At 70.8% G+C, this 18,827-nt stretch carries 13 protein-coding genes; 6 read left to right on the forward strand and 7 right to left on the reverse strand.

From position 1 onward, the window contains the following. Positions 1-24 precede the first annotated feature (24 nt). The 3 genes from OHA88_RS27925 to OHA88_RS27935 form a co-directional block, all read right to left on the reverse strand. On the reverse strand, positions 25-1,818 hold the full coding sequence (locus OHA88_RS27925) for an LCP family protein (RefSeq protein ID WP_328627518.1): 1,794 nt from the start codon (positions 1,816-1,818) through the stop codon (positions 25-27). Positions 1,819-2,042: 224 nt separating this feature from the next. Beyond that, entirely contained in the window at positions 2,043-3,359 is a 1,317-nt protein-coding gene (locus OHA88_RS27930; RefSeq protein ID WP_328627519.1) for an LCP family protein, read from the reverse strand. A 236-nt stretch (positions 3,360-3,595) separates the two neighbouring features. Further along, positions 3,596-4,348 (reverse strand): TIGR03089 family protein, encoded by a 753-nt coding sequence (locus tag OHA88_RS27935; protein ID WP_267004841.1) that lies wholly within the window; start codon positions 4,346-4,348, stop codon positions 3,596-3,598. A 138-nt stretch (positions 4,349-4,486) separates the two neighbouring features. On the opposite strand from OHA88_RS27935, the gene OHA88_RS27940 reads away from it, so the two are divergent. The 3 genes from OHA88_RS27940 (at position 4,487) to OHA88_RS27950 (ending at position 8,242) form a co-directional block, all read left to right on the forward strand. After that, the gene (locus OHA88_RS27940; protein ID WP_328627520.1) at positions 4,487-5,920 is read left to right on the forward strand and encodes a peptidoglycan recognition protein family protein; all 1,434 of its coding nucleotides are present in this window, start codon (positions 4,487-4,489) and stop codon (positions 5,918-5,920) included. A gap of 129 nt (positions 5,921-6,049) precedes the next feature. Next, positions 6,050-7,141 carry an NDP-sugar synthase gene (locus OHA88_RS27945; protein ID WP_328627521.1) on the forward strand — a complete coding sequence of 364 codons (1,092 nt, stop codon included), beginning with the start codon at positions 6,050-6,052 and terminating at the stop codon, positions 7,139-7,141. A 57-nt stretch (positions 7,142-7,198) separates the two neighbouring features. After that, entirely contained in the window at positions 7,199-8,242 is a 1,044-nt protein-coding gene (locus tag OHA88_RS27950) for a DNA-3-methyladenine glycosylase family protein (protein ID WP_328627522.1), read from the forward strand. 162 nt (positions 8,243-8,404) lie between these two features. Here OHA88_RS27950 and OHA88_RS27955 read toward each other — a convergent pair whose 3' ends face one another. From OHA88_RS27955 to OHA88_RS27965, 3 genes are all read right to left on the reverse strand, one after another. Next, the gene (locus tag OHA88_RS27955; protein ID WP_328627523.1) at positions 8,405-9,769 is read right to left on the reverse strand and encodes a coenzyme F420-0:L-glutamate ligase; all 1,365 of its coding nucleotides are present in this window, start codon (positions 9,767-9,769) and stop codon (positions 8,405-8,407) included. Then, entirely contained in the window at positions 9,766-10,722 is a 957-nt protein-coding gene (cofD, locus tag OHA88_RS27960) for a 2-phospho-L-lactate transferase (protein ID WP_328627524.1), read from the reverse strand. The genes OHA88_RS27955 and cofD overlap by 4 nt, the downstream gene beginning before the upstream one ends. A gap of 115 nt (positions 10,723-10,837) precedes the next feature. After that, entirely contained in the window at positions 10,838-11,377 is a 540-nt protein-coding gene (locus tag OHA88_RS27965) for a cysteine dioxygenase (protein WP_328627525.1), read from the reverse strand. A 756-nt stretch (positions 11,378-12,133) separates the two neighbouring features. On the opposite strand from OHA88_RS27965, the gene OHA88_RS27970 reads away from it, so the two are divergent. The 3 genes from OHA88_RS27970 (at position 12,134) to OHA88_RS27980 (ending at position 18,247) form a co-directional block, all read left to right on the forward strand. Continuing rightward, the gene (locus OHA88_RS27970; protein ID WP_030927001.1) at positions 12,134-12,397 is read left to right on the forward strand and encodes a WhiB family transcriptional regulator; all 264 of its coding nucleotides are present in this window, start codon (positions 12,134-12,136) and stop codon (positions 12,395-12,397) included. A gap of 478 nt (positions 12,398-12,875) precedes the next feature. Then, a complete protein-coding gene (locus tag OHA88_RS27975) occupies positions 12,876-16,730 on the forward strand; it encodes a glycosyltransferase (protein WP_328627526.1) in 3,855 nt (1,284 codons plus the stop codon). Then, a complete protein-coding gene (locus tag OHA88_RS27980) occupies positions 16,727-18,247 on the forward strand; it encodes a DUF5719 family protein (RefSeq protein ID WP_328627527.1) in 1,521 nt (506 codons plus the stop codon). The genes OHA88_RS27975 and OHA88_RS27980 overlap by 4 nt, the downstream gene beginning before the upstream one ends. Positions 18,248-18,378: 131 nt before the next feature. Here the strand turns inward: OHA88_RS27980 and OHA88_RS27985 are convergent, their stop codons facing one another. Then, positions 18,379-18,822: a metallopeptidase family protein gene (locus OHA88_RS27985; RefSeq protein WP_267004850.1), complete on the reverse strand. Its 444-nt coding sequence runs from the start codon at positions 18,820-18,822 to the stop codon at positions 18,379-18,381. Between the last annotated feature and the right edge of the window lie 5 nt (positions 18,823-18,827).

An 18,827-nucleotide genomic window follows, 5' to 3' on the forward strand; every position in this document is an offset into this window, starting at 1 on the left:
TTGGAATGGCGCAGTGACCCCGTGTCACTTGGCGCACTCTGCCTTGCCGGCGTTCGCCAGCGGTATGTCGTCCGGCACCTTTGCCGGTCCGGTGACGGGCACACCTGCGCCCTTGAAGTCCGCACCCAGGGTCAGGACCATCGCCTGGAGCCCCTCGGCGTCCGTGGTGCCCTTCTTCAGGGCCGAGCCGGGCAGCCCCATCATGGCGGCGAGGGCACGGGCCTGGTCGGCCTGGTTCGGTGCGTACTCGAGCGTCGTCTTGGAGATCTTCTCCGGGGCGTTGGCCTTGTTCGTCGACTTGAGAACGCCTTGCTCGTTCTGCAGCCAGGTGACCGTCTCCTGGGCGGCGCCCGCCCGGTCGCCGCCGTTGAGGACATCGACCCGTACGTCGGCGGCAGCGGCCTTGGTGCCCTTGAGCAGCGCGTCCTGCTTGCTCTTGGCGGCCTTCTTCTGCTTCTTCACCTCGGTCAGCGAGGTGTCGTCGCGCATCATCTGGAACAGCGGGTCGGACTTGGCCTTGTTGAGTACCACCGTCGCGTGGACCGTCTCGGCCGGGTTGTCTATCACCGGGGCCGTCACGAAGGTGATGTTCTTCGTGTCGATCTTGCCGAGCTCCTTGGCGAGCGAGGTCAGCTTCTTTATCGAGCCGATGCCTTTGTCGACCGTCAGCGCCTTGGTCGCCGCATCCGCCAGGCTGTACAGCTTCGTCGGACTGGTCAGCGTGTCGTCCGACTTCATCTGCCGGATCATCGAGCCGATGAACTGCTGCTGGACCTTGATCCGGTCCAGGTCGCTCTGATTGCCGAAGCTGTGCCGGGTCCGCACGAACGCCAGCGCGTCCTCGCCCTGGATCTTGCTCTCGCCCTGCGGGAGGTCGAGGTGCGACTTGGAGTCCTTGACCGGATGCGCCAGACAGACCTTGACGCCGCCGACCGCCGTGGTCAGCTCCTTCACCGCGTTGAAGTCGACCATCATGAAGTGGTCGACCTTCAGGCCGGTGATCTCCTTGACCGTCTCCATGGTGCAGCCCGGGTCCCGCCCCTCCTGGCCGAGGCTGACGTTGAAGCGGATGTTCCGCGTCCCCTGGATGACCTTCTCCGAACCGTCCGGCTGCTTGGTGGTGCAGTCCGGGATGTTGGTGATCAGGTCGCGCGGGATGCTCAGCGCCGTGGCGTTGGTCCGGTCCTTGGAGACATGGAACAGGATGTTGGTGTCGGCATGGCCGGTGCTGCCCTTGTCGCCGTAGCCCTCGTTGCCCTTGCCGGTGCGCTTGTCCGTACCGATGATCAATATGTTGAGGGGCGCGTTGGCGGTGATGACGTCCTTGTTGCCGGCGTCGCCGACGTCGACGGTGTTCAGATTGCCGTTGAAGTGCTGGTACAGCGCGTACCCGCCCACCGACAGGCCGACCAGTACGAAGGCCATCACGCCACCCGTCCAGAGCAGCGCCTTCTTGCGGCGGGCCTTCGGCTGCCTGCGCTTGCGCCGGCCCGCGGAGTCGGGACCGGAACCCTCCTGGCCGCGCGGGCCATTGGCACGGCGACCACGCTGCTCGGGCACCGGCCCCCGGCCCTCGCCGTTCCGTCCACCGCTTCTGCGCTCGCCGGCACCGTCGCGAACCGCGCTTCTGCGCTCGCCGTCGCCCTCGCGCGCCGTGCCTCTGCGCCCGGAACCACGCGGACCCGGCGCATTCGGCGTGCGGTATGAATCCCCTCCGGATTGGGGCAGTCGCAATTCGTAATCGCCGGTCTGCGGGTTGAGGACCCACTGGTCTGCGGGGTCGATTTCGTCCGCCCGCCCACGGCCTTGCGCATCCACGGTTGTTTGAGTCCTCCGTCGGTGCCACGCGAGGCGCCTTCCCCCCGAGAGGCGCTCGATCTTTCGCTCCAGCAGTGCGCGACCTGATGGTCGGAAGCACCGGATCGCGTCACACTATCCGCCCGGTTCGCTGTCAAGCGACGGGCGTGACACATTCCACGGCCCTTACAACCGGTCATACTGCTCATTACGCTCCGATTGCCGATGCCTACTTGGGAATTGCTTTACCGCTCGCACAGGTCGGTGGCCGCATTGCTGCCCGAATAGGTGGGTGTGGGTGTCGGACTGGTGGAGTCCGAGCTGTCCGAATTCCCGCGCTTTTTGCGTTTCAGTTCATCCGCCGGGACCACTGCGACAGGGGCGTCCTCGCGTAGCCGCTTGAAGAGCTTGTTGGCTTCTGGTTGGACAAGTTCGTCCCGGTTCGGATCTGCAGCGTAGGGTTGTCGCGGAACTGTCAGGAATTGCACCTTTTCTGTCGGTACGTTGCGCATGCCGCGCACCAGCTCGTACAGGTCCTTGAGGCTGTCCAGGCCCGGGTCGGTGGTCAGTGACTTGGTGGCCGCGTCCAGCACCGGATAGAGGCGGGTCGGGTTGAGCAGGACGCCGTTGCTCTGCATCTTGTTCACCAGTGCCCCGAGGAATCGCTGCTGGCGTTCCATCCGGTCGGTGTCGCTGCCGTTGCCGATGGACTTGCGGGCCCGTACGTACCCCAGCGCCTCCTCGCCGTCGAGCTTCTGGCGTCCCGCGCGGAGCTTCAGGTGCGCGTCCGAGTCGTCGATCGGCTCCTTGAGGCAGATCTCGACGCCGTGCACCGCGTCGACCATGTCCTTGAAGCCGTTGAAGTCCACGACCATGTGGTGGTCGATGCGAATGCCCGTCATCCGCTCGACCGTGCGGATCGTGCAGGCGGTGCCACCGAATTGGAAGGCCCAGTTGAATTGGGCGAATTGTTTCCTGGTGGGCTTTCCGTCCGCTTGGTGGCAGCTGGGGATTTCCGTCATCAGGTCGCGCGGGATGGACATGGCCGTGGCGCTCTTCCGGTCCGCGGCGAGGTGCAGCAGGATCGTCGTGTCGGAGCGCTGGCTGCTGCCGTAGGAGCGGCCGTACTTACGGTTGTCGCCGGTGCGGCTGTCGGAACCGATGAGCAGGATGTTCTCCGCGTCGTGCACGACGGACACGGGACGTTCTTTTTCGTACACCCGCAGTTCGGCGGCCGCGGACGTGTCGGTCGTGATGTTGGCGTCGAGCTTCCTGTACAGCCACCAGCCGCCGCCCGCGGCGACCAGGACGAAGAGTGACGCGGCGAGCGCCGCCCAACGCAGCCAGCGGTGCCTGCGCTCGGCCGGGACGTCCGAGCCGAGTGGTTCCTCGGGGCGGCCTTCGCCTTCCGGCCCGTCCTGAGAGCTGCCGTCGCCCCGAGTCCTGCCCTCGCCCTGAGACTCGTCCCTGCCCTGCGACTCGTCGTTGTGCCCGTCCTGGTCCGCGGCCGAGCGGTCGGGGTCGGCCGGCGTGCCGGCGCTTTCGGTCACGTCTGCGTCCATCCTTCACGTTCGGCGGCGCGCTGGGCCGCCGGTCGCAGGAGTAGACGGCTGAACCTCACGCTTGGTTGTGCCCAGGGATCCGTCTTGATCGGGCCGGGCTCGCGGGGCCCGGCCCGATCAAGACGGAAGACCCCAGGGCCTGAGTGGTCTGTACCGCCGATGATGTACCGGAGTTGATGCGCAGGCCCGAGGGCTCGGCCCGCTGTGGGCCGGACGAGTGGCCGTCAGGGGGCTTGTCACACCGCGGTGTTGGTGACCCGCTCACTCTCGACGCGCTTGGCGAGTCCGTCCTCGTCCAGCTGTCCCAGATGCCGGCACAGGACCACGGAGCCGCCGGCGGCCAGCGGGGCGAAGAGTCCGGCGCTGAGCCCGTCCCAGCTGTCGTACGTGCGCCCGGTCAGCAGCCGCGATCCGGGCGTCAGCCCCAGCTCCACGGCGTCCTCGCGGGCGCGTGCGACCAGTTGCGCAGCCGTCAGCCCGAGTCCACCGACGGTCAGCGCGGGCGCGTCCGGGTCCACCGGCGCGTACGGCGCGAACCGGTCGCCCTGGCTCGGCACCTCCACGGCATAGTCCGCGAAACCTTCGGGCGGCTGCGGGAACCGGCCGCCCAGCGGGCGCAGGGCCAGAGCGATCCGTTCGCCGCGGCAGGCGCGCGCGGCGTCCAGTGTGTCCGGACCGGTGACGACGAGGTCGGCGGCGGCGGGGTCCCCCTGCACATCGGCGACGACGCCGACCGAGGAGCAGGCGAGCAGCCAGACCGCGGACTGCCAGTGCGCGGGCAGCAGGAGGGCGAGCCGGTCGCCGGGTTCCGCGGCCAGGTCGCCCTGCAGCAGGTTGGCGGTCTTGGCCACCCAATTGGCGAAGGTGGCCACCGACAGTTCGACCCGTTCTCCGGTGGCGTCGTCGTAGAAAGTGACCATGGGGCGGGCCGGGTCCGCGGCGAGCGCGGAACGCAGCAGGTCGGCAGGGGTGCGGTCGCTGGCGTTCATCCGCGCAAGGGTACGCGGCGGCGCCGGGCGGGGCCGGACGCCGCAGGCATCGGGTACACCGGTTCGGCAGACGGCCCGTCAATTGTCCCGAGATACCCCGGTAGCCGTCGTTGTCGCACTGTGGTCAGTATCGTCCGTATGCGTGCCTTCATTACATCTGCCATTGGTGTCACCTGTTCGGCAGCCCTTGTGCTGCCGAACGCCGCGCCCGCGGGCGCCGCCCCCGACACCTCCGCCACCGCAGCGACCGAGGCCGCCGATCCCGCCGAAGTTCCCGGGTCGACGCAGTCCCTGCCGCTGTCGCCACTGCCCACCGCGTCCACGCGGGGGACCGACGCCCCCAGCGGGACCGCCGAGGCCAGCGCCGTACAAGGTCTGCCTCGACGCGACGTCCACCCCTTCTCACTGGTCGGTGTCGTCTGGGACGACGCCGACGTCGAACTCCACGGCGCCGTCGAGGTCCGCACCCGCGCCATCGGCTCCGGTCACTGGTCCGACTGGCAGGACCTGGAGACCCACAATGCCGAGCACGCCGCCGACCCCGGGAGCGCCGAGCGCGACTCCGGGACCGTCCGTGGCTCCACCGCCCCGCTCTGGGTCGGCAACTGCGACGGCGTCGAGGTCCGGGTCATCCCGGAGACGCCCGACGCCCATGACCGGGCCACCGCCCGCGTACCGCTGCCCGAAGGCCTGCGGCTCGAACTCGTCGACCCCGGCGAGGACCCGCGGCAGTCGCCGGTGGCCGGCACCGACGAAGGCGATTTCGAAGCCTCGGGTGCCGAGTTCGCGGGCCTCGCGTCCGGCAGCGGCGGCCGCCTGGCCACATCGCTCCGGACATCCCTTCAGGAATCCGTCCGGACTTCCCTCCAGGCGCCCGGCCAAGGCTCCGTCCTGCCCGCACTGAGCAAGGCGCGGACCGAGGCGGAGAGCGAGGCCGAGGCCGGTGTCGCGCCGGGCAGCAAGCCGTATATCGGACCCCGCCCGACCATCATCACCCGCAAGGGCTGGGGAGCCGACGAGAAGCTCCGCGAGAGCGCCTTCACGTACACGAAGAGCGTCAAGGCCGCTTTCATCCACCACAGCGCCACGGGCAACAAGTACACGTGCTCCCAGGCGCCGTCGGTCCTTCGCGGTATCTACCGCTACCACGTCAAGAGCAGTGGCTGGCGCGACATCGGCTACAACTTCGCCGTCGACAAGTGCGGAAACATCTACGAAGGACGTGCCGGGGGCGTGACGAAGGCGGTCCAGGGGGCGCACACTCTCGGTTTCAACACCGACAGCATGGGCATTGCCGTGCTCGGTACCTTCACCACGTCCGACCCGCCCGCCGCCGCGGTGAACGCCATCGCGAAGCTCACCGCCTGGAAACTCGGCCTGTTCGGTGCCGACCCGAGTTCCAGGACCACCCTCGTATCGGGCGGCGGAAACCGGTTCAAGAAGGGAACAAAGGTCAAACTCAACGTCATCTCCGGACATCGGGACGGCATCGTGACCGAATGTCCTGGAACCCGTCTCTACAAGAAGCTCGGCTCGGCCCGGACCAGCTCCGCCCACCTGCAAGGCCGCTGACGGCCCGTGCGGCTCCGGCGGGGGCACCGGACCGCCGGCCGGGCCGCCGACCGGGGGAGATCCGACCGGTCTGCTTACACTGGCCAGCCGAAACCAGGCCCGGCCCCAGCAGGAAGCAGAGACAGTGCTGTGACAGAGGCAAAAGAAGCGATTCTCCTGGTCGGTGGCAAAGGCACCCGACTGCGCCCGCTCACGGTGCACACTCCGAAGCCGATGGTTCCGGCGGCCGGCGTCCCGTTCCTGACGCACCAGCTGGCGCGGGCGAGGGCGGCCGGGGTCGAGCACATCGTCCTCGCCACGTCGTACCTGGCAGAGGTCTTCGAGCCGTACTTCGGCGACGGTTCGTCACTCGGCCTCCATATCGAGTACGTCACCGAACGCGAACCGCTCGGGACGGGCGGAGCCATCCGCAATGTGGCGTCCCGTCTGGTCTCCGGACCGGACGAACCCGTCCTCATCTTCAACGGCGACATCCTCACCGGCCTCGACATCCGGGCGCTGGTCACCTCGCACGCCAGGTCCGGAGCGGACGTCTCGCTCCACCTCACCCGGGTCGAGGACCCGCGTGCCTTCGGTCTCGTACCGACGGACGACACCGGCAGGGTCACCGCGTTCCTGGAGAAGCCGCAGACGCCCGAAGAGATCGTCACCGACCAGATCAACGCGGGGGCGTACATCTTCCGCCGGTCGGTCATCGACACCATCCCGGCCGACCGCCCGGTCTCCGTGGAGCGCGAGACCTTCCCCGGACTGCTCGCCTCCGGTGCGCATCTCCAGGGCATGGTCGACTCCACGTACTGGCTGGACCTCGGTACCCCGCAGGCGTTCGTGCGCGGCTCCGCCGACCTGGTCCTCGGCCGCGCCCCGTCCCCGGCCGTCCCCGGGCGGTGCGGCGACCGGCTCGTCCTGCCGACGGCCTCCGTCGCAGCCGACGCCAAACTCAGCGGCGGTACGGTCATCGGCGAAGGCGCCCTGATCGGCGCGGGCGCCCGGATCGACGGCTCCGCGGTGCTGGCCGGCGCGGTCGTCGAACCCGGCGCCGTGATCACGGACTCCCTGGTCGGAGCCGGTGCCAGGATAGGCAGCCGTACCGTGCTGGCGGGCGCGGTCGTCGGCGACGGCGCACAGGTCGGCGCCGACAACGAACTGCGCGACGGTGTCCGCATCTGGTGCGGGGCGACTCTGCCCGACGCGTCCGTGCGTTTCTCGTCGGACGAATGACGGGCCCCCGCGGCGCGTACGCTCGATAGGTATCCCCGACGACCGAGGACCTCACCCGTGGCAGGACGATTTGCCCCCCGCAGTGCCCCGAGCAGGTCCGTCCCGCGCCAGGCCGCAGCGGACGAGGCGCCGCAGGCACCGGAGGCACAGCAGGAACCCGGGGCACAGCAGGCACCCGAGGCACTGACCCGGGAGTGGACCCCATCCGGCCCGCTCGACCTGCGCCTCGTCCTCGCCCCGCTGCGCCGCGGCCCCGCCGATCCGACGTTCCGTATCGACCGGGACGGCTCGGTCTGGCGGGCCACCCGCACCCCGGCCGGCCCCGGCACGCTCCACCTCACCGACCGGGGCGGCCGGATCGGGGCGACGGCCTGGGGTCCCGGCGCCTCATGGCTCCTGGACCGGCTCCCGACCCTGCTCGGTGCGGAGGACGAACCGGAGGCGTTCCGTCCGCGCCACCGTCTGATCGCCGTGGCCCAGCACCGCCGCCCCGGACTGCGGCTGCTGCGCACCGGTCTGGTGCTGGAGTCGCTGATCCCGTCGATCCTGGAACAGAAGGTCACCACCGACGAGGCCTACCGCGCCTGGCGCCTTCTGGTCCGGAGCTACGGCACCCCGGCCCCCGGCCCTGCGGCCACCCTGTTCACCACGCACGGCCTGCATGTGATGCCGGACCCGCGCACCTGGTCGCTGATCCCGTCCTGGGAATGGCACCGAGCGGGCGTCGACGCCAAACGATCGGCAACGATCCTGCGCGCGGTACGCGTGGCCCGACGGCTGGAGGAAGCGGCCACGATGCCCCTCCCGGAGGCCACCGCCCGGCTCGAACTGATCCCCGGCATCGGCCCCTGGACCTCCGCCGAAACGCTCCAACGAGCCAACGGCGCCGCCGACGCGGTCACGGTGGGCGACCTCCACCTCCCCGGCATCATCGGCCACGCCCTGGCAGGCAACAGGAACGCCGACGACGAGGAAATGCTGCACCTGCTCGCCCCCTACGAGGGCCAACGCCATCGGGCCACCCGCCTGATCCTGCTCTCGGGTCACACCCCACCGCGCCGAGCCCCCCGTATGACACGGGGCGACATCGCACGCCTGTAGGCGGCCTCAAGCACAACCGGCAAAATCAAGCCCGTCCGGCGAATCAAGCCCGTCCGGCGATTGAGGACACAACGCGTCCGAAGGTCCCGAAACCGGGTCCCGGGGCCGCCCCTCCCGGTTTCGGGAAGGGGCGGGTCGGGGAGTAAGCCCACCCCGCGCCCCTCACCTCACCGCGACAAATGCCGCCACATCCCGCTCCCCGCGCTCCCGCGGCACCCCCGCAGCCCGCCCCACGGCGACCGCTCCCAACGGATCCCACTCCGCCGGCAGATCCAGCACCTCACGCACCACATCCCGGCAGAACATCGTCGACGAGACCCACGCCGACCCGAGCTGCTCACCGGCCAGCGCCACCAGGAAGTTCTGGACGCCCGCCCCCGCCGCGACCACGAACATCTCGCGCTCCGCGGCATCCCGCCGCGCGTCCCCGTACGTGTGGGAGCCGTCCATCACCATGCACGGCACCGCCAGATACGGCGCCCGGCGCAGCACGTCGCCCCGCCGCACCCGCTTGGCGATCGACTCCTCGCTCTTGCCGTCACGCCGCAGGTCCGCGATCCACGCATCCCGCATCGCGTCGAGCAGCCGCGTCCGCGACGCCTCGGACTCCAGGAGCACGAACCGCCACGGTGTCGTGTGATGCGGCGCCGGAGCCGTCACCGCCGCGGCCACGGCGCGGCGTACCGCCCCCGGGTCCACCGGCTCGTCCGTGAACTCCCGCACCGTACGCCGCAGGGTCACCGCTTCCCGTACCGCCTCGGACGTCCCGAGCCGGAACATGTCATCGGCCGCGACCCGCACCAGCGCCCGAGCCCCCGGCTCGACGCCACCGGCATCGGCACCGCGCCCGGACACCTCCGCCCCGGCCCCCATGTCCACGGCATGCGAAAGTCCGCGCACCACCGCGACCGGCAGCCCCTCGGCCTTGCCCTTGACCAGATCACCGGCCGAGGCCAGCTCATCGGCGGTGGCGACGACGGTCGCGCTCAGCGGGTTGCCGTACGCGTCCGTCCCGCCCCGCAGATCGTCGAGCACCCGCACCCCGGCCGCCCCGATCGCGACATCGGTCAGTCCGTTGCGCCACGGCCGCCCGAAGGTGTCCGTGACGACGACCCCGACCTCGACGCCGAGCGTGTCCCGCAGCCCGTCCCGGATCGTCCGGGCCGACGCGTCGGGGTCCTCGGGCAGCAGCAGCACCGTCCCGGCAGGGGTGTTCGAGGCATCGACCCCGGCAGCGGCCATGACGAGCCCCTGCCGGTTCTCGACGATCCGCAGCGTGCCGCGGCGCGCCACCACCCGTACCGTCTCGGCGTCGATCGCCGCCTCCCGGTCCGCTGCCTCGACGATCCGGCCCTCCGCCTTGGAGACGATCTTCGAGGTGACGAGGAGGATGTCGCCGTCGACCAGCCCCGGTTCGGTGGCGGCGATCAGCTTCGCGAGGTTGTCCCCGGGCCGCACCTCCGGCATCCCGGGCAGCGCCCACACCCGGTACGAGGGCGCCTCGCCGGCGGTCGCGCCGCCGCTCACGCCCGTACCTCCTCGGCCAGCGTCAGCGCCTGACGTGCCATCTCGGCGGTGACGTCCACATCCGTCATCATCAGCGGCACGGCGCGGCAGCGGATGCCCGCGGCTTCCACGTCCTCGACCGAGCCGGCGTCCACCGTGTCGACGAGCCAGCCGTCGAGCAGCCCGGAGCCGTAGTGCTGGGCGACGGCCGAGGCCGTCGACTCGACGCCCACCGCGGCGAGCACCTTGTCCGCCATGCCCCGCACCGGCGCGTCCCCGACGATGGGGGAGAGGCCGACGACCGGCACCCCGGCCTCGGCGATGGCTTCCCGGATCCCGGGCACGGCGAGGATGGTCCCCACCGACACGACAGGGTTGGACGGCGGGAAGAGGATGACGTCGGCCTCGGCGATGGCTTCCAGCACACCGGGCGCAGGCTTGGCCTGCTCCGCGCCGACCGGCACGATCGCACGGGCCTCCACGGAGGCACGCAGCTTCACCCAGTACTCCTGGAAGTGGATTGCCCGGTTCTCGCCGTCCACCTCGATCGCGACATGCGTCTCGACCCGGTCGTCGGACATCGGCAGCAGCCGGACTCCCGGCTTCCAGCGTGCGCAGAGTGCCTCGGTGACGGCGCTGAGCGGATAGCCCGCGCCCAGCATCTGCGTACGGACGATGTGTGTCGCGAAGTCACGGTCGCCGAGCCCGAACCACTCGGGTCCCACGCCGTATGCCGCGAGTTCCTCCTTGACCTGGAAGCTCTCGTCGGTACGCCCCCAGCCCTGCTCCTCGTTGATGCCACCGCCGAGCGTGTACATCACGGTGTCGAGGTCGGGGCAGACCTTCAGCCCGAACAGATGGATGTCGTCACCGGTATTGCCGATCACCGTGATGTCCGCGTCGGGCGCGGCCTGCTTGAGGCCACGCAGAAAACGAGCACCACCGATACCACCGGCCAGAACCACAATGCGCATGCACAACAGTCTGTCAGGCGAAGCCTGATCGTTGGTGGGGTGGTGGTGGGTGACGGGTGGGCTGTCAGGCGAAGCCTGATCGTTGGTGGGGTGGTGGTGGGTGACGGGTGGGCTGTCAGGCGGATACGACGTCGGTGGCCGTCGGGGCGCACTGCGCCGCGTGCATCGGCATCTCGGTCAGACCCGGGTAGTAGATGTGCAGGCTGACGGCCGGTTCGAGGGAGTCGTTGACCACTTCGTGGACGTATCCGGGCGCGAAGACGCGCTGCGCGCCGGAGTCCAGCGACCGGCTGCCGCGCTCCGTGCGCTCGGTCAACTCGCCTTCCAGGACGGTCAGTACGCCGGAGGACAGCCCGTGGTCGTGCATCCCGCTGCCCTGGCCGGGGACCCAGCTCAGCAGCCACACCTCGTAGCCGAGTGGGGTCTCCCCTGCTCGAGCGGAGCCGAGGGCTTGGGGGACGGTGTGGAGCCGGTGGTACCAGCGGGTGGTCGCGTCGTACTGGACGAGCGGCGCCCACTGCTCGCGGTCGGCGGCGATGGTACGGGCGAGCCCGACGAACTCGGCCACCGTGGAGGGGTGCTTGCGCGCGGGCTGGAGGAGGTGCTGAACCTCGAGGATGTCGCCGGCGATCTGAAGGTCGCTGTCGCTGTTCATGGGTGCGGTGGTTCCTCGGCAAGGGAGTGCGGGGCAGAAGTGCGGACGCAGATGCGGGGGTGTCGCGTGGACCGGAGGCCGTGGGGACCGGGCGTGCCGCCGGGCCGGAGAAGGGGCTTGGCGGAGCGAGCGGAACCGGAGAGGCCGGGGTCCGGGGGTGGCCGTGACTAGCTGGAGCGCGAGGGCTTCGACAGCGGGGACGGCATCAACAGCTGAGACAGCTGGAACAGCAACAGCGAGCCTGGACAGCGGTGCGGAACCCACGGACGTGGGTGGTGCGCATCGCTGAGTTTGCTGGCATGGCATCAAGGAGAACCGAGCAAAGGTCTCACTGTCAACCCAATGCCCGATTTGGCGGCAATGTTTCACCTCATCCGGTTACTCCGGCCGGAGAAAGGTTTGTGCAGTCGTTGTAACGGAGATGTGGCGCAACAACCGCGCCCGTAAACGTCACAGCGGCCTCGTGACCCGACTGTGATCTTGATCGCTTCGGTGATCAAATCGAAACACGACCGTCCTCCTGGGCGTCTCACCCTGTGGCGAGCAGGGGCGTGGTGGAGCCTGTGGCATATGTCAGGTTTTTGGCTATTTGCACACTTTCTGCATAGGCTTGGTTCCGCAGAGTGAATACCGGGCCCAATAGCAGATCTCCGCTTGACTGGCCCGGATCCACACACTTGTAATTTCACTCGTGTCGTTCGGCCGATTCGATAACGGCTGCATCACGGGGACGCAAGAGACAGACGAGGGGCGCACATGACCGAGCTGTTCCAGCAACTGCTGGTCGAGGACGCGGATGAGGAACTCGGCTGGCAGGAGCGCGCACTGTGCGCCCAGACCGATCCCGAGTCCTTCTTCCCCGAGAAGGGCGGATCGACCCGCGAGGCAAAGAAGGTATGCCTCGCCTGTGAAGTCCGGTCCGAATGCCTTGAGTACGCCCTTTCAAATGATGAACGTTTCGGTATCTGGGGCGGTCTTTCCGAGCGGGAACGACGACGGCTGAAGAAGGCCGCGGTCTGACCGCGAAGCGCACAGCACCGCGAAGCCGACGAAACCGCTGAGCCCGCGAAACCGCTGAGCCCGCGAAGCCGTGACGTCGACGAAGCCGCGAAGTCAGCGAAGCCACGACGTCCACGAAGCCCACAGTGCAACCGGCCGCCGGACCGGATCCGCCGGAGCCTCCCGGCCACCGCAGCGCCACCGACCACGCTCCGGACCACGCCCTCCACACCGCTGCGCACAACGCCGCGGCCCCGACCGCCATGGCCCGTCGCCTGCACCCTGCCCGCAGGCGGCGGGCCATCGCCATGTCCGCGGACCGGTCGCACGGCCGGTCCGCCGCCGTCCTCGTTCAACCGCTCCGCGCCACCCCGGTTATCCGTACCGTTAGTGTGGGGCTCCGTCCGAGACGCGCCAACGCCCCGACGGAGCGCGCGTGTACACCGATGCAGCCCCCGGGGGGACACCCCCCGGACCCGGCCGGAGGGCCCGTACCTCGATGTCCGTGCACAGCCAATCGACGGCGCCGTACGCGGCCGCCGCCGCCCCAGAGTTCCCCCGGCATGTCGTCACCGCCGTGCTCGTCTCCCATGACGGCGCACGCTGGCTGCCCGACGTGCTCGCCGGGCTGCTCGGGCAGGAACGCCCCGTACAGCACGTCGTCGCCGCCGACACCGGCAGCGCCGACGACTCCGCGCGGCTGGTCACCGACGCGCTCGGTGCCGAGCGCGTCCTGCACCTCGCACGCCGTACGAGCTTCGGCACGGCCGTCGACGAGGCGGTCCGCACGGCCGGTGAACTCACCCCCGACGACCTGCCGTATCTGAAGCGCCCCAGCGGCTGGGACCCGGTCACCAGAAGCTGGCGCGACGACGCGTACGACCTGCCCGATCTGCCGCACGGCGAACCGGTGCAGTGGCTGTGGCTGCTCCACGACGACTGTGCACCCGAGCCCGATGCGCTCGCCGAGCTGCTCCGCGTCGTCGACACCGACCCGCACGCCGCGATCGTCGGCCCCAAGCTCCGCGGCTGGTACGACCGCAAGCAGCTCCTCGAAGTCGGCGTCTCCATCGCCAACAGCGGGCGCCGCTGGACCGGACTCGACCGGCGCGAACAGGACCAGGGTCAGCACGACCAGGTCCGTACCGTGCTGTCCGTTTCCTCCGCCGGCATGCTGATCCGCCGTGACCTCTGGGAGGAGCTCGGCGGGTTCGACCGCAGACTCCCGCTGATGCGTGACGACGTCGACCTCTGCTGGCGCGCGCACGCCGCCGGGCACCGGGTGCTCGTCGCCCCCGATGCCATCCTGCGGCATGCCGAGGCCTCCGCCAGGGAACGCCGGCCCATCGACTGCGCGGGACGCTTCGTCGCCTCCCCGCACCGCGTCGACAAGGCCGGTGCCGTCTACGCGATGCTCGTCAACGCCCGCGGCAAGATGCTGCCGTGGGTGCTGCTCAGGCTCGTCCTCGGCACCCTGGTGCGTACCCTCGCCTATCTCGTCGGCAAGGTCCCCGGCCAGGCACTCGACGAGGTCGCCGGACTCTTCGGCACCCTGCTGCGACCCGGCAGGATCTTCGCGGCCCGGCGCAGACGCGGCAAGGGAGTGGTGGACGCGGCCGAACTGCGGGGGCTGTTCCCGCCGCCCGGCGCGACCGTCCGCGCCACCTTCGAACAGGTCGCCGGAAACTTCGGCAGCGGGTCCGACGCCGACTCGGGCGGCTCACGGCACGGCGCCGTCGAGTCCGGACCGGGCGGTGACGACGCCGACTTCCTGGAGATCGAGCAGTTCGCACGGCTCAAGCGGATCGGCCGCAGGCCCGGCCCGGTGCTCTTCGCCGTCCTGCTCCTCGTCTCGCTCGTCGCCTGCCGCGGCCTCCTCGGCGGCGGGGCACTGGCGGGCGGCGCGCTGCTGCCCGCGCCCGCGGACGTCTCCGACCTGTGGGGGCGGTACGCGGACGGCTGGCACCCGGTCGGCACCGGCGGCACCCAGACCGCACCGCCCTACCTCGCCGTGATCTCCGCCCTGTCCGCGCTGTTCCTCGGCTCGACCGGCTTCGCGCTCACTCTGCTGCTGGTCTGCTCGGTCCCGCTCGCCGGACTCACCGCGTACTTCGTCTCCCGCCCGCTGCTCGAATCGCGGCTGCTGCGGGCCTGGGCGAGCATCGCGTACGCCTTCCTGCCTGCCGCGACCGGCGCCCTCGCGACCGGCCGCCTCGGCACCGCCGTACTGGCGATCCTGCTGCCGCTCATCGCCCGCACCGCCGTCTCCGCGTACGGGATGCGCAGCAACGGGGACACCCGCGGCAGCTGGCGCGCCACCTGGGCGTACACCCTGCTCCTCACCCTTGCGATGGCCTTCACGCCCGTCGTCTGGCCGCTGGCCGTGGTCCTCGGTATCGGTGTCCTCGCGCTGCGCCGTCACGACGTCGCCGCGTACGGACTCCGCTTCCTCGCCACGATCGGCACCCCGCTCCTCGTCCTCGCACCGTGGTCGCTGTCGCTGCTGGGCGACCCCTCGTCGTTCCTGAAGGAAGCGGGCCTGGAGTTCGGTACGGGCTCGGCCTCCGCACTCGATCTGCTCGGGATCAGCCCCGGTGGCCCGAATGCCACGGGTGGCGTGCTGCTGCTCGGCATCGTGCTCGCGGCACTGGCCGCGCTGCTGCGCGGGGAGCGGCAGTTCGCGGTCCGTGCCGCCTGGGCCGTCGCGCTCGTCGCCCTGGTCTTCGCCGGACTCACCAACGGCTCCGGCTGGGCCGGACCCGCCACCCTCGTCTACGGCATCGCGCTGATCGCTGCCGCGCTCGTCGGTGCGGACGGCGCACGGGTGCGCGTCGCGGAGCTGAGCTTCGGCTGGCGCCAGCCCGTCGCCGCGCTGATCGCCGTCGCCGCGGTGCTGGCCCCCGCGCTGGCCGCCGTCGGCTGGATGATCGGCGGCGCCGCGGGTCCGCTGGAGCGCCGGGACCCGGTGCAGGTGCCCGCGTTCGTCGCGGAGGAGAGCAGTACCCGTGACCAGCCGCGCACCCTGGTGCTCGGCGGAAGTTCGCCGGCCTCCGTCTCGTACACCCTGGTCCGCGGCTCCGGCGCGCGGCTGGGCGACGCCGAGCTGGCCGTGTCGGGCGGCGGCAACAGCCACCTCGACAAGGTCGTCGCCAACCTGGTCGCGGGCTCCGGCGCCGACCAGGGCAGTCAGCTCAGTGGGTTCGCGATCCGTTACGTACTCGTACGGGACGGCGCACCGCGCGAGATGAGCCGGGTCCTCGACGCGACCCCGGGGCTGAGCCGGCTGAGCCAGCTGGACGGCAGCGCGCTGTGGCGCGTCGACCGCCAGATCGCCCGGATCATGATCGTTCCGTCCGGTGCCGACGGCGAACAACTGCCCGTCGGTTCCCAGCCCGTCGAGGCACACTCCAAGATCCCGGCGGGCGGCTCCGGCCGGGTGCTGCGGATCGCGGACGCGGCGGACCCCGGCTGGCACGCCACGCTCAATGGCCGGGCGCTGACCGGCAGGACCGTCGACGGCTGGGCGCAGGGCTTCGAGCTCCCCGCCGAGGGCGGCAGGCTGGACCTCACGTACGAGACGCCGCTCACCCACACCGCATGGATCTGGGCCCAGGCCGCGCTCGGCGTGGTCCTGCTGGTCCTGGCCCTGCCGGGCCGCCGCCGGGAGATCGACGACGACCTGCCCGAGGAGTCCGCGACGGTTCCGGCCGAGCCGGTCGCGGGCGAGGGACGCCGGGCCCGCAGGCTGCGCGCGGCCGCGCAGGCGGAGGTGGCGGCCGAGGACGGCGACTACGAGGGCGATGACTACGGCGACGGCGTGGAGCGGCCGGCGGAAGCGGCGGGGGAATACATCCCCGCACAGCAGGCGACCGACCCGTACGCCCAGCAGCCGGAAGCGGACGACGCCTACGGCCACGTGCACCAGGCCCAGGATCCGTACGACCCGCAGGCCGACGGCCGGTACGCGCCGCAGGGCGAGGACGGCCAGTACGCGTCCGTACCGCAGCAGCACCAGTACGGCGAGTGGGACGCGCAGCAGTACCAGGGCGGCGACTACGCGCAGTACCAGGGCGAGCAGCAGCAGCCCGAGGCCGATCCGTACCAGCAGGGCACGGCGCAGGCGTACGACCCGTACGGCTACCCGCAGCAGCAGTACGACCAGGGCCAGTACGACCAGAACCAGGGCGGCCAGTACGACCAGGGTCAGTACGGCCAGTACGAGCAGGGCCCGTACGACCCGCAGGCCCCGTACAGCCGACAGGCCCCGTACGACCCGCAGCACCCCGACGAGAACCCCGCCCCGGCCCAGAACCCGTGGCCGACCGGTAACGCATCGCGAGGCGAGTCCGAGTGAAGTCGACCAACCTGTCCCTCATCGCGGGCACCGTAGCCCTCGCCGCCGTCACCGGCTTCGCCGCGCTCTCCGCGCCCGGTGACGCGGACGCCACGGGGGCGAAGGCCGCCGCGCGGCTGCCCGTGGAGCGGTCCAGCCTGCTCTGCCCGGCACCCGGCCTCTCGGAGCTCGCGGAGACGACGTACACGACCTTCACCCCGGCGTCCGGTGCCGGCGGCGAGGCGGGCACCGCGGAACTGAAGCCGTCGGTGCCCACCACGGCGGACGCGGGCGACGGGACCACCGCCAAGAAGGACACGAAGAAGAAGGCCGCGGACTCCGACAAGCCGGTCGTCTCCCTCAAGGAGCCCGGCAAGCCGGCCACCGCCGACGCGTCCGGCTCCGACGCCCCCGCCCTGGTCGGCACCGCCACCGGCAAGCTGGCCCCCGGCTGGACCACCCAGCAGACCACCACGGTCAGCACGGGCGCCTCCCGCGGCCTGCTCGGGGTCAGCTGCACCGGACCCGACACGGACTTCTGGTTCCCGGCCGCCAGTACCGCGAAGTCCAGCGAGGACTACGTCCATCTCACCAACCCGGACGACACCGCCGCCGTCGCCGACATCGAGCTGTACGGGCCGGACGGCTCGCTCAAGTCCGATGTGGGCGAGGGCATCACGGTCCCCGCCAGATCCAGCGTTCCGGTCCTGATCTCCACCCTGACCAGCGAGGTCGCCGACGATGTGACGATCCACGTCACCACCCGTACCGGACGCGTCGGAGCCGTCGTCAGGGCGGCGGACGGTGCGGGCAGCGACTGGCTCACCGCCTCCGTCGACCCGACGGGCACTCTGGTCCTCCCCGGCATCCCGGCGGACGCCACCTCCGTACGGCTGGTGGCCTTCGCTCCGGGCGAGGAGGATGCCGACCTGAAGCTGAAACTGCTGGGCAAGACCGGCGCGATCTCGCCCGCCGGGCACGAGGATCTCCACGTCAAGTCCAACATGACCGCGGGCGTCGACCTGAAGGACATCACCAGGGGTGAAGCGGGTTCCCTGCTGCTGACCCCGGCACAGAGCGGACAGGCCACCCCGGTGGTGGCCGCGCTGCGTGTGGTCCGCGGCACCGGTGACAAGCAGGAGGTCGCGTACATCCCGGCGACCGGACCGGTGGGCGCGCAGGCCACGGTGGCCGGCAACCGGGCGAAGGGGTCGATCCTCTCCCTCACCGCGCCGGGCGCCACCGGCACGGTGAAGGTCACGGCGTCCGCCGGCAGCGGAGGCGGCGAACGGACCGTCAAGACGTACACGGTGAAGGGCGGTACGACGCTCGCGGTCACCCCGCAGGTGCCGGCCGGGCTGAAGGGAAGCTACGCGCTGACCGTCGAGACGGAGTCGGGCGGCCCGGTGCACGCCGCCCGCACGCTCACTCTCCCGGAGGACGGCATCCCGATGTTCACGGTGCAGACGCTGCCCGACGACGGCGGAACGGTCGAGGTGCCGGCGGCAGAGCAGGACCTCTCGGTCCTGGACGACTGAGCAATCGGTACGGGGCGGCGCCGAACACAGCGCCGCCCCGTACCGCACTCACACCCCCGGGGAGTGCCCCGGCGGATCCATGGCCGGGGCCGCGCCTGATCCGTCGGGCACCGCTGGTCCTGCCCGTACCGCTAGTCCTGCCCGTACCGCGGATCCACCGACTCCGGCGACAGCCCGAGCAGCTCCGCGACCTGCTCCACCACGACCTCGTGCACCAGCAGCGCACGCTCGTCGCGGCTCTTGGTCCGGATCTCGACGGGGCGCCGGTAGACGACGATCTGCGCGGGCCGGTCCTTCGCCGCGGACACCGCACGCCCCAGCGGCACGGTCTCCTCGTGCGTCCCCGGTACATCGAGGACCATGAAGTCGACATCGGCCAGCTGCGGCCAGCGCCGCTCCAGCCGTTCCACCGAATCCTGCACGAGATCACGGAAGGTCTCCGCCCTGCTGACCGAGAGCGGCACCTGGGGCGGAGCCACGGGGCCGCGCATGCCGCGGCCGTGGCGGTCGCGACGGCGCGGACGCGGTTCGGATCGCGGCTCGGACGGGTGGGGCGGCGGTACAGGACTGTCCATCACCG

The organism is Streptomyces sp. NBC_00353 (assembly GCF_036108815.1).
Taxonomy (GTDB): Bacteria; Actinomycetota; Actinomycetes; order Streptomycetales; family Streptomycetaceae; genus Streptomyces.